Consider the following 11,847-nt stretch of genomic DNA (forward strand, 5'->3'; position numbering starts at 1 on the left):
CACACCGTCACCGGTCGTGCGCCCGAACAGATCCCTCCAGTCGATTCAACCGTCAGTCAGGAAAGGCAGCGGACTCATGAGCGAGCAGACGACCGGCACCCGGTACAGCGTGGTCCACAACGACGAGGAGCAGTACAGCCTCTGGGCCGAAGGGCGCCCGCTCCCGGCCGGCTGGCACCGCACGGACTTCAGCGGCGGGCGCGAGGAGTGCCTGGCCCACATCGACGCGGTCTGGACGGACATGCGCCCCAGGAGCCTGCGAGTGGCCATGGGCGAGAACTGAGAGCTCACCGACCGAGGGCCGGGGAGGGAACCCGTCGTCGTACGGGTGCCTTCCCCGGCCGCATCCCAGCCAGCAGTGGAGGTCAGCCGTGTGGGCGCTTCTTCGCCGCAATGCGCAGTTCCGTCGGATGTTCGCCGGCGAGGCGGTCTCCAGCTTCGGGGACAGCGCCATGTTTCTGTCACTCGCCATCTGGGCGAAGGACCTCACCGGCTCGAACGCCGCCGCCGGTCTGGTCATGCTGGCACTCACCGTGCCGGGCCTGTCCGCGCCCTTGCTCGGGCACCTCGTGGACCGGGTGCATCGCAAACCGCTGCTGGTCAGGATGTACGGCGGCATGGCGGTTCTCGTGCTGTCGCTGCTGGCCGTCCGGGGCTCCGGCCAGTTGTGGATCATCTATGTGGTCGCCCTCGCCTACGGGGTGCTGGTCTCCACCCCCGCCCGGCAGGCGCTGCTGAAGGACCTGCTGCCGTCGTCCGACGCCGTCCAGGCCAGGTCGCTCCTCATCGCCACCAGGGAGGGCGTGCGCATCGCCTCCCCGGTGGCCGGAGCCGGGGTGTACGTGGCCTTCGGCGGCGTCGCGCTGGCTGTGCTGGGGGCGCTCACACTGAGCGCGGCCGCGCTGCTGATCGGTTCGGTCAAGGTGGTCGAGTCGGAACCGGACCCCGTCGAGGAGTCCTTCGGCACCTCCCTCTCCGCCGGCCTGCGGTATCTGCGCGGCACACCGCTGCTGTTCCGGTTGACGCTGGCGATGGTCGTCTTCCTCGGCGGCATCGGCATGCTGGAGACCGCGGCCTTCGCCGCCGTCGATCACGGCCTGGGCCGCCCGGCGGCGTTCGTCGGGGTCATGGCGTCGATCCAGGGCGCCGGTTCCGCGCTCGGCGGTCTGATCTCCGGGACGGTGATACGGCGTCTTGGTGACGTCGGTACCAGTTGCGTCGGCTACGGGCTCGTCGCGGTGGGGCTGTTGCTGTGCGTCTCACGCGATGTGGCGCTCTTCCTCGTCGGGACGACACTCATCGGTGCGGGACTGCCGTTCGTGGCCGTGGTTCTGGGCGCGGCGGTGCACCTGTACGCACCGGCCCGGATGCAGGGTCGGGTCAACGCCACGGTCAACACCGCGAAGGACGGAGCACAGACCCTGTCGCTCACGGCTGGCGCGGCGCTGATCGGGGTGCTGGACTACCGGGTCATGTACCTGGTGATGACAGTGACCACCGTGGCGTGCGCGGTCAGTCTGCTGGTCCGCTCGATTCCCGCTCCGCAGGTGGTGCCATCGGTGGCGGACGCCCCGGCCGACGACGCGTCCGCACCGGGCGCGGCCCCCGCGTGCGAGCAGGACAGCGGCGCACCTGCGGGCGAGCCACGGATGCGCTGAGCCCCACCGACCGGGCCCGCAGAACGAGCCGCGCCGAGCGCGGTGTGGAAGGCTTCCACGAAAAGGGTGTACGGGGACGGAACTTGCGACCCGGACGCCCGCGGGGCCCTGAAACACTCGGCGAAGGGTGCGGCATGAAATTCACAGTCCTGGGAGGACGCGGTCTGATCGGCACACAGGTGGTCGAACGGCTGAGAGCGGCCGGCCACGATGTGGTACCGGCTTCGCTGTCCACCGGAGTCGACGTGATCAGCGGCAAAGGCCTGGAGCGGGCTGTCTCGGGCGCCGATGTGGTGATCAACCTGACGAACTCCCCGGCATTCGACGAATCTTCCATCGACTTCTTCGAAACGTCGATGAACAACATCGCGGCCGCGGCGGAGGCGGCCGGTGTCCGCCACCATGTGATTCTCTCCATCGTCGGCGTGGACCAAGTTCCGCAGCTCGCGTACTACCGTGCCAAGGTCGCCCAGGAGAACGTCCTCAAGAACGCACCGACGCCGTACTCGATCGTGCGCGCCACGCAGTTCTTCGAGTTCGTCGAAGCGGTCCTGTCCTGGACGACCGACGGCGACACCGTCCGCCTGCCTTCCACTCCCCTGCAGCCGATGGCTGCTTCCGACGTCGCCGCGGCTGTCGTGCGGGCCGCCTCCGAAACGCCGTTGCAGGGCATCCGGAACGTCGCGGGCCCCGACGTCTTCCCCCTCGACGAACTCGGCCGGATCACGGTGGCCGCACACCCCGACGGCCGCCGCGTGGTCACCGACGACCGGGCGGGCATGTTCGCCATGGTCACCGGCGACGTCCTGACCGCGCCGGAGGGCGCCGATCGTGCCCCCACGCACTACGCGGACTGGCTCCGGCAGCCGTAGCCGGGCTGCTCCGCCGCTCCGCTACTCCACCGTGATCGCCTGCACAGGACAGACGCGGGCGGCTTCCTTGACCATCGGGTCAGCCACGTCCTCCTCGTGACCCGGCAGCAGTTCGCTGAAGCCGTCGTCGTCCTGGGTGAAGACCTTCGGCGCGGTCAGCGCGCACTGGCCGGCGCCGATGCACACATCCCTGTCGATACTGATCCGCATCACCACTGCGTCCTTTCCAGGAAGGGTCCGGTCACCACGCCACGGGCAGTTCGAGCATGCCCTGGATCGTGTCGCCGGGCTTGAACGGGATCTCGTCGACGGGTGCCGCCAGCCGCAGCTGAGGCAGCCGGTCGAAGAGGGTGCGCAGGGCGATCTCCAGCTCGGCCCGCGCGAGGTTCTGGCCGAGGCACTGATGGACCCCGAAGCCGAAGGCCACATGGTGGCGCGACTGCCGGCCGAGATCCAGTTCGTCCGGCGCCGGGTACGCGGCTTCGTCCCGGTTGATCACCGAAGTGGACAGTACGACGCCCTCACCTGCCCGGATGGTCACCCCGCCCACCTCGATGTCCTCCGTCGCCACCCGTGAGATGCCGTCGGCAATGGACAGGAATCGCAGCAACTCCTCGACCGCGGCGGGCATCAGATCCTCGGATGTGCGCAACCGGTCCAGCTGGTCCGGATACTGAAGGAGAGTGAACGTACCCAGCGAGATCATGTTCGCGGTCGTCTCGTGGCCCGCTACCAGCAGGATCTCGGCCAGCTGGACCAGTTCGTCGCGGCTGATGGCCCCGGTGTCGAGCTGCTGGGTGATGAGCTCGTCGAGCAGCCCCTCGCCCGGGTCGGACCGCTTGCGCTCGATCAGCGACCGGAAGTACTCGTCGAGCGCCGCCCGCGCGGCCTCGATATCCGCAGCCCCGGGACCGCGCAGCAACCTGCGCGACTGGGACTCGAAGAAGTCGTGGTCGGCGTACGGAACGCCGAGAAGCGCACAGATCACCATGGAGGGAACGGGCAGCGCGAAGGCGCTCACCAGATCGGTGGGCGGGCCCTGCTCGATCATGGTGTCCAGCAGCCGGTCCACGGTCTCCTGGATCCTCGGCCGCAATGCGGCGGTCCGCTTCACGGAGAAGCTCGGGATCAGCATCCGGCGCTGCGCGTTGTGCTCGGGGTCGTCGACACCGAGCAGTTCGATACGCCGTTTGGTGCTCCGGGCCACGCGCTCGGTGAACACGGGGAACGCGGGGTTCTCCCGGTCGGCCGACAGTCTCCGGTCGACCAGCAGCGCACGCGCTTCGGCGTGCCCGGTCACCAGCCACACCCGGCGGCCGTCGAAGAGTCTGGCGGGAGACAGCGGCTTCTGCCCGTCGTTCCGCGGCCGGTACTCCGACGGCGGGTGGTACGGGCAGGTGCGGTTTTGCGGGAATGAGACGGTCTCGGTGTCTGCCATAGCGGGCCTCGCAAAGAGGACGGAGGGGTTCCTACCGGTCTCCCCCACTAGATGCCTCAGTCACCTAACTAGTCTACGCAATGTTCAGCCAACTCGCCGGGTGTGCGGCCCCCCGGAAGCGTAACGCCGCGACCTGCGTCCCGCCCCGCGAACCGCCGGCGGACACGGCCGCGCGGACCGGCAGCCCCGACGGCTGCTCCGGCCCGCGCCGCATCCCGCACCGTGCTCATGTCGGCCGGGCCCGGTGGCGAAGATGTGCAGGTCAAGGTTGTGAGGAAGCGTCACGCTCCTGATCCGTCCGCCCTCCGGGAACCCGGTGTGGCGAGGGTGCCGTGTACCACGACGCCGACAGGGGCAACCGGGAATCCGTGGCCCGTATCAATGAGGACGTCGACATCTGCGACCACAACGGTGCGGTCGCGGTGTGCTGGATCCGCGGCGGAGAGTGGATCGACTTACCGGTCCGGCCGAACGCGACCGGAGAGTCGGCGTCGGTCGCGGAGCCGGCCCGGCCCCTTTCACAGGGGGTCGACACCGAGAGCGCGAGTCCGGTCGGGCGGATCACCCCGGCCATCGGGCGGCGCTTGCGGCATGGAAGCCGCACACGTGGGGTGATGTGGGTCCGGCGGTGTCCATGGGCTGCAGGCAGTGCGGGCACACGTGCCCGCCGAGATTTACCGTCCAACGGAACCGGTGCGTGCTCCACATATGTTCGGGAGCATGTCAGGCCGGCCCGCAGAACTGGCTTGTTCACCTTGCCCGAGGGGGTACAGAGCCACTTCCCGAAGGAGAGCCACGAGGCGGCAGGGAGGGTGACAGAAAGATCTGGACAATGGTCCACTTCTTTCATGGCCTACCGCAAAACCCCCGCAGTGCAGGACCGGCTCGCCGCCGCGAAGGACCGCCTCATCCAGTGCGCCACGTCCGTCGTCGCCGACGTGGGCTGGGCGAATGCCTCCGTCACCGCGGTCGCCGCCGCTGCCGGAATGTCGGTCGGGTCCGTCTACCAGCACTTCCCCTCGAAGGGTGCCCTGGCCGTGGAGGTCTTCCGGCGCGCCTCGGCACGCGAGGTCGAGGTGCTCGGAGAAGTGCTCCGGGACGGCAGCGGCGACGCGGCGGAACGACTCGCGTGCGGAGTCCGTGTCTTCGCCCGCCGCGCCCTGCAACACCCCGGACTGGCCTACGCCCTGCTCGCGGCCCCGGCCGAGCCCGCGCTGGGTGAGGCCCGTTCGGAATTCCGTCGCCGCTATCGCGCGGTGTTCACCGATGTGGTTCGCGAGGGCGTCGCCGCCGGACTGTTCCCCCAACAGGACCCGGAGGTCACGGCCGCCGCGCTGACCGGCGCGATCGGAGAGGTGTTGGTGGACCCGTTGTCCGCTCCCACCGGCGACGCGGCCGATCATCTGGTCGCCGAGCTGATGGCGATGTCACTGCGCTGCGCCGGCGCCCCCTCGGCCGCCACCGGCTGACGGCACCCTCCCCGACCGGCAGCGGATGGCGGATCAGGGCGGGCGCGGAGGTCACGTGCTTCGTAGATTGGCGAGAACACCGCGAGCACCGGAAGGCCGGCACGGGACCCGTGACACCGCAGATCGATTACAGGGGGTTGTTCGCAGCCACGCCCAGCCCGTACCTGGTGCTGGACCCCGACCTGGTGATCGTCGACGTCAACGAGGCGTATCTGCGGGCGGCCGGCCGCAGCAGGCAGGACCTGATCGGGCAGCACCTCTTCGAAGCCTTTCCGGACAATCCGGCGGACCCCGACGCGGACGGTGTGCAGAATCTGGGTGCCTCGCTGCGCCGGGTCCTCGGCTCGAAGGAGCCGGACACGATGGCAGTGCAGAAATACGACATCCCCGTCGCGGGCCAGGAGGGGCTGTTCGAGGAACGGTGGTGGTCCCCGATCAACACCCCCGTGCTCGGACCGGACGGAGAGGTGGCATGGATCATCCACCGGGTGGAGGACGTGACCGCGTTCATCCTGTCCCGCACCGGCCTGCCGGAGGCGGGCGGTGGGGCGCTCGGCGAGCGGGAGGCGATGGCGGCCGAACTGTACGCCCGGGCGCAGCAGTTGCAGCGGCTGAACGAGAAACTGCACCAGTCCCACGCCCGGGAACGCCAGGTGGCCGTCACCTTGCAGGAGGCGATGCTTCACTCGCCGGACCTGGGCCGCCACCGGGACATCGCGGTGCGCTATCTGCCCGCCACCGGGACGCTGAACGTGTGCGGTGACTGGTACGACGTGGTCGACCTGCCCGAGGACGGCTTCGCCGTCGCGGTCGGTGACGTCGTAGGCCACGGCCTGGGGGCCGCCGCCGTCATGGGCATGCTCCGCAGCGCCCTGAGCGCCGCCGTCAGAGCCGTCGACGGGCCCGACAAAGCCCTGGAAGTCCTGGACCTGTACGCGCGGTCCGTAGAAGGCGCGCTGGCCACGACCGCCGTCCAGACGGTCATCGACCCCGTCGGCCGCCGGATCGCCTACAGCAGCGCCGGTCACCCGCCCCCGGTCCTGGTGCACCCCGACGGCAACTGGGACCTGCTGGACCGGGCCACAGACCCGCCCCTGGCCGCCCACCCCGACCATGTCCCCCGCCCCCGGGCCGCCGTGCCCTACGCCCGGGGCGACACCCTGGTTCTCTACACCGACGGGCTCATCGAACGCCGCGGCGAGGACATCTACACCGGTCTGGGCCGGCTGACCGATGCTCTGTTCCGTCACCGCAGCCTGGGCCCGGATCGCCTCGCCGACGCCCTGCTGGCCCGCCTCGGCGTCAGCGGAGGCGCCCGTGACGACATCGCCTTGGTCGTCGTCCGCCTGTGAGCCCGAGCCCATGACCGTGGCCATGCCCCGCGCCCCCGCCGGCGCACCCACGCCGTGATCCCTGCCCCATGCCCGCGGCGCCGCCGGTCGGGCAGAAGGACTGAGGCGCGAAGTGGGCCGTACGGTGCCGTCGGCGCGGCCTCCACGACCTGCGGCTACGGCGGCGGGTGACGCCGTGGAAGTCAGCCAGTGGGACTGCACAGCAATGGAGAAAGGGCATGAAATGCGCATAAGGTTTCCCTATGTCACATGCCAGTGAAGGCGGCGCGGGAGGGATCAAGCGCCTACTGCGGTGGCGTCCTCGGCATGGCGGCTACAGGACGTGGATCTGGTGGCTGCCCCTCCTGCTCATGTCCGTGGACCTGCTGGTGGATCTGGCGTTGCTCCACAGCCGCGAACCGCTGAGTTTCCTGCTCGTCGGAGCCCCGCCCCTGGCGGCGGCCACCCGGAGCCCGCGGCACACCGCCGGGATCACCGCCATCTGTCTGGGGCTGGAGATGTGGATGGCCTCGCTGCGCCCGGGGCACTTCGCGGAACAGCACCATGTGGCCGTTTACCTCGCCACCGCACTGATCGGTATCGCCGGCGTCGCGCTGTCCCGGCAGCGGATCCGCGGCGAGGCCAGCCTGGTCCACGCCCGCTCGGTCGCCGAGGCCATGCAGATGACGCTGCTGCGCCCATTTCCAAAACGGCTCGGTCCGGTGCGGGCAGCGGGCTTCTACGAGGCGGGTGAGGGCGGCACGCTCGTCGGTGGTGACCTCTACGAGCTGTGCGAGACCCCGTTCGGCGTGCGGGTCGTCCTCGGCGACGTACGCGGGAAGGGGCTGAATGCGGTTCAGACGGTCGCCGCCGTCCTGGGAAGCTTCCGGGTCTCCGCCCACGAGTGGACCGACTTGAGCTGTCTCGCGGAGCGCCTCGAGCTCAGTATCGCCCGCAATGCCGGACGTCCGGCAGGTGATGACGAGCTGTTCGTCACGGCTCTCATTCTGGAGTTCCCGCCCGACGGAGGCTCGGTGAGGATCGTCGATCGCGGGCATCCGTCACCGCTTCTGCTCACTCCGCAGGGCACGCAACGGCTTCGTACCGCCCCTGGCCTGCCTCTGGGGCTGGGCGAGCTGGGCTTCGGAAGCGCCGAGGTCACCACTCACCCGCTGCGGGCGGGGGAAGTGATCCTTCTGTACACGGACGGGGTCAGCGAGGCGCGGAACGCGGGCGGCGAGTTCTATCCGGTGCTGGACCGGCTGGCGGCTCATTTCGGCGACGGCCACAGGGCACTGGATCCCGAGGCTCTCGTGTCCTTCATCAGGGCCGACACGGACAAATGGTCGGCCGGAGGGAAAGACGACCGGGCCGTGATCGCCCTCACCCTGACGTAGGCGTCCCGGGGCCCGGACCTCGGCTCCTGCCTCGGCACGCCGGCCGGAGGTCCGCAGGTGACAGGTCCGAAGGAGGCCGCCGTTCCGTCCAATAGCTTGGTAGACGCCGCATCTAACAAGCGAAGGGGGCGTTCGGCAGCCATCGATCTCGTCGAGCGGGCACGAGGTGAGGCGACGGTCGGCCGGCGTGGAGTCGATCTGTCGATTCAAGGAGCCGCAGCATGGCAAGCAGCACCGTACGGCCAAAGGACCAGGACCGGCTCCAGGAGGACGACGTCTCCGGGCGCCTGCTCGCCTCGTCGCCCAAGTTGTCGTACGACCCGGTCACAGAGGTGGACTGGGACACCCCGCTGGACAAGGATTTCCACGGTGCGAGTCCCGAATGGAGCACGCTCTACGGTACGGCGTACCGGCACGAGTTGACCGATGCGCAGCGCAAGGAGCTGACGCGGCAGGAGGCCGCGTCGGTGGCGGCACCGGCTTCTGGTTCGAGATGATCCTGCAGCAGATGGTGCTGCGCGACATCCACACAAAGAACCCGGCCGCCCCCGGTTCCAGTGGGCACTCACGGAGATTGCCGACGAGTGCCGGCACTCCGTCATGTTCGCCCGCGGGGCCGCGAAGCTGGGCGCCCCGGCCTACCGGCCGCACCGGATGGTGGCAGGCACGCCGTTGCTCACGAAGCTGTGCCTCGCGGAGCAGTAGGCCGACGGGCGGACAACCAGCGACGGACGCACGACCCGCTGCGTTCACTGTTTCGCCGGAATCCCGGCCCCGGGCGCCATACCGCCCGTCCGGCCGTCCCGCGTCCGGCCGCGTGGCCAGTGATCACGCCCGACAGCAGATGCAGCGGCGGTCGGCCGGTCCTGGCTTCGAAGACATGCCGAACTGCCCACTCCGTCCGCTCAGCTACCGTGTGCTACCAGCGCTCTTCCGGCTCCTGCCCTGCGACACAACGTCTCTGGGCGCAAACCGTGTTGGCGCCGGCCAATGTCCGTGTCCATGCCTACTGCAAAGCCTTCTCATGTCCGCACCATGTGTGCGGACCGCGCGACGACTAATGGAGTGCACGTTGAGGACGACGTTCCGTTCTCGTATCACCGCCCGGTTCGGGCGCACCTACCTGTCCAGGATCCAGAAGTACGGGATCGGTTCTTCCACCATCAGGCTGCTGCCCGAAGACCTGCTGATGCTGCTGCGCAGGGATGGCCTGGACCCGGTGGACAAGCTGGCCGGGCTCCGGGCGAAGGCGCCGGTGTCCAAGGTCTCGCTGCCGTTCGGTATGGACGCCTGGGTGGTCACCGGCTACGAGGAGTCGAAAGCCGTCCTGGGATCGGCCGACGGGTTCAGCACCGACTTCGCCCACCTCGCCACGAACGCCGGGGTCGCAGCGGAGCAGAGCCCCGGCGGGCTCGGGTTCAGCGATCCTCCTGTACATACGCGGCTGCGCCGCATCCTGACCCCGGAATTCACGATGCGCCGGCTGCGTCGACTCGCCCCCAGGATCGATGCCATCGTCGAGGAGCGCCTCGACGCGATGGAGGCCCGTCAGGGCCCGGTCGACCTGGTGCAGGAGTTCGCGCTGCCGATCCCCTCCCTCACAATCTGTGAGCTGCTCGGCATTCCCTACGAGGACCGCCAGGACTTCCAGCAGCTGGCCATGGACCGCTTCGACCTCTTCGGTGGGACGACCGCACCCTTCGGCGCCATGTCGGAGTCGCTGGCGTACTTCAGGAATGTGGTCAAGATGCAGCGCGAGAAACCGGGCGACGGGTTGCTCGGCATGATCGTGAAGGAGCACGGCGACAGTGTCGACGACGAGGAACTCGCGGGCCTCGCCGACGGCGTGCTCACCGGAGGGTTCGAGACGACCGCCAGCACGATCGCCCTCGGCTCCCTCGTGTTGCTTCAGGGCCAGGACGTCTTCGAGCGAATACGGACGGACGACGCAATGGCCGCGCCGTTCGTCGAGGAGGTGCTGCGCTACCTCTCCGCGGTGCAGATCGCCTTCCCACGGTTCGCCCGCGAGGACATAGAGATAGCGGGGGTGGTCATTCCCCGGGGCGACATGGTGCTCTGCTCACTGAGCAGTGCCAACCGCGACGCGTCGTACGTCATGGACGACGGACGCTTCGACCCGCACCGCAACACCTCAGGGCATCTCGCCTTCGGCTACGGAATCCACCGCTGCATCGGCGCCGAACTGGCGCGCATGGAACTGCGCTCCGCCTACCCGGCCCTGGCGCGGCGGTTTCCCCGGATGCGCCTCGCCGTCCCGCCCCAGGACCTGGCCTTCCGCAAGCTGTCGATCGTCTACGGCATCGAATCGCTGCCGGTGCACCTGCACTGAGCGGGCGCACACCCTCAGGGCACCTGCACAGAGGCAGCGGGCCGTACATGGGCCGGCTCCCCCGGTCGGCGGCCCGGATGTCGTCCTCCTACCAGGTGACTGTGATCCGCTGAGGACTTCGGGATGTGGTGCCGCGTCGCCACTCCACCGCGTGGGCGGGTTGCGCGATCCGGAGGCCGGGGAAGCGGGCGGCGAGCCGGTGCAGGGACAGTTGGAGTTCGAGCCGGGCCAGCCAGGCGCCCAGGCAGTAGTGCGGGCCGGCTCCGAACGACAGAGTGGGGGCCTCCAAGGGCGCGAACAGGTCGGCGAACTGCCGGGCCGGGAACACATCGGGGTCACGGTTGGCCATGCCGCAGTCGGCAAGAACCACCGAGCCCGCCGGGATGGTCACGCCGCCGACCTCCGTATCGGCGGCGGCGTGGCGTGCGGTCCCCCGGTCGTCGCCGAGCGGAACCAGGTGCAGCAGCCGCTCGGCCACCAACCCGGCGGCCTGTTCGTCCGCGCCGAGACGGGGCCAGCATTCCGGCCGTTCGCCGAGCAGGTAGAGCAGGGAGTTGCCGAGCATCGTCATCGTGCTGTCGTGTCCACCCACCACCAGCCCGCACACGAGGTCGACGAGTTGCCCCTCCGGGATACCGCCCTCGTCATCGGCCGCCCGGACGAGCACACTGGTCAGATCGTCGCCCGGCACGCTTCTCCGCTCGGCCAGCAGCGCGCTTCCGAAAGCGGCGAACTCCGCCAGCGCCGATTCCATTTCCTCCTTGGGGTGGGAGCCGTCGGAGAAGGCGTACTGGCTCCAGTGGCGCAGCCGTTCCCGTGCCGGGGCGTCGAGACCCATCAGTCGGCTGATCACCTCGACCGGGAGCGGAAGGGTGAAGCGTGCCACCAGATCCACCGGAGGTGTGCTGTCGGCGAGTTCGTCCAGGCGCTGCTCCACGATCGATGCGATCCAGGGCCGCCAGCGGGCGACGGCTCTCGGCGTGAACGCACGCCGCAGGGTGCGGCGCAGGCGCAGATGGTCCTCGCCGTCCTGGTTGAACATCAGGTCGAGGCTGCCGACCAGACCGGATTCGCCCGACAGGGACGGGGCATCCGGTGAGTGGAGCTGTGCGCGTCCGAATCGGGTGTCGGTCAGGACCATGCGTACGTCGGCGTACCGGCTCACCAACCAGGCCCGAGTGCCGTCGGGTAACGCGACGGGCCCGGGCGGTCCGGGTGGGTCGAACCTCAGACGGTGCAGAGGGTGCGATGGCGGGCCGGTAATCGCGTCGGTGTCGTCGGAGCGGGGCACGGGACCTCCTGGCTTGCACGGGTACGGGAGGGGCTGCGGCT

10 protein-coding genes and 1 pseudogene are annotated in these 11,847 nt (G+C 69.4%); 8 read left to right on the forward strand and 3 right to left on the reverse strand.

Going from position 1 to position 11,847, the window contains the following annotated elements; translation table 11 throughout:
* Positions 1-76 precede the first annotated feature (76 nt).
* The 3 genes from NRF20_RS04170 to NRF20_RS04180 all read left to right on the forward strand — a co-directional run bounded on the left by NRF20_RS04170 (position 77) and on the right by NRF20_RS04180 (position 2,530).
* Positions 77-283, forward strand: a complete 207-nt coding sequence (locus NRF20_RS04170) for an MbtH family protein (protein ID WP_093897039.1) — start codon at positions 77-79, stop codon at positions 281-283.
* An 88-nt stretch (positions 284-371) separates the two neighbouring features.
* On the forward strand, positions 372-1,658 hold the full coding sequence (locus tag NRF20_RS04175) for an MFS transporter (RefSeq protein ID WP_398631641.1): 1,287 nt from the start codon (positions 372-374) through the stop codon (positions 1,656-1,658).
* Between the two features lie 134 nt (positions 1,659-1,792).
* On the forward strand, positions 1,793-2,530 hold the full coding sequence (locus NRF20_RS04180) for an NAD(P)H-binding protein (RefSeq protein ID WP_413752029.1): 738 nt from the start codon (positions 1,793-1,795) through the stop codon (positions 2,528-2,530).
* A gap of 21 nt (positions 2,531-2,551) precedes the next feature.
* Here NRF20_RS04180 and NRF20_RS04185 read toward each other — a convergent pair whose 3' ends face one another.
* Together NRF20_RS04185 and NRF20_RS04190 are read right to left on the reverse strand one after the other, a co-directional pair.
* On the reverse strand, positions 2,552-2,740 hold the full coding sequence (locus NRF20_RS04185) for a ferredoxin (protein ID WP_393702826.1): 189 nt from the start codon (positions 2,738-2,740) through the stop codon (positions 2,552-2,554).
* A gap of 31 nt (positions 2,741-2,771) precedes the next feature.
* Positions 2,772-3,968, reverse strand: coding sequence for a cytochrome P450 (locus NRF20_RS04190; RefSeq protein ID WP_398631639.1), 1,197 nt, complete (start codon positions 3,966-3,968; stop codon positions 2,772-2,774).
* Between the two features lie 848 nt (positions 3,969-4,816).
* Here NRF20_RS04190 and NRF20_RS04195 point away from each other — a divergent pair.
* From NRF20_RS04195 to NRF20_RS04215, 5 genes and pseudogenes are all read left to right on the forward strand, one after another.
* Positions 4,817-5,437, forward strand: coding sequence for a TetR/AcrR family transcriptional regulator (locus NRF20_RS04195; RefSeq protein ID WP_266355101.1), 621 nt, complete (start codon positions 4,817-4,819; stop codon positions 5,435-5,437).
* Between the two features lie 110 nt (positions 5,438-5,547).
* Entirely contained in the window at positions 5,548-6,789 is a 1,242-nt protein-coding gene (locus tag NRF20_RS04200) for a SpoIIE family protein phosphatase (protein ID WP_413752030.1), read from the forward strand.
* 242 nt (positions 6,790-7,031) lie between these two features.
* A complete protein-coding gene (locus NRF20_RS04205) occupies positions 7,032-8,165 on the forward strand; it encodes a PP2C family protein-serine/threonine phosphatase (RefSeq protein ID WP_398631637.1) in 1,134 nt (377 codons plus the stop codon).
* Positions 8,166-8,386: 221 nt separating this feature from the next.
* Positions 8,387-8,825 (forward strand): annotated as a pseudogene (locus tag NRF20_RS04210) (diiron oxygenase); the annotation flags it as partial.
* Positions 8,826-9,225: 400 nt separating this feature from the next.
* Positions 9,226-10,515, forward strand: coding sequence for a cytochrome P450 (locus NRF20_RS04215; protein ID WP_398631636.1), 1,290 nt, complete (start codon positions 9,226-9,228; stop codon positions 10,513-10,515).
* An 88-nt stretch (positions 10,516-10,603) separates the two neighbouring features.
* Here NRF20_RS04215 and NRF20_RS04220 read toward each other — a convergent pair whose 3' ends face one another.
* Entirely contained in the window at positions 10,604-11,806 is a 1,203-nt protein-coding gene (locus NRF20_RS04220; RefSeq protein ID WP_413752032.1) for a cytochrome P450, read from the reverse strand.
* Positions 11,807-11,847 lie beyond the last annotated feature (41 nt).

Source organism: Streptomyces sp. R-74717 (genome assembly GCF_047305335.1).
Classification (GTDB): domain Bacteria; phylum Actinomycetota; class Actinomycetes; order Streptomycetales; family Streptomycetaceae; genus Streptomyces; species Streptomyces atratus.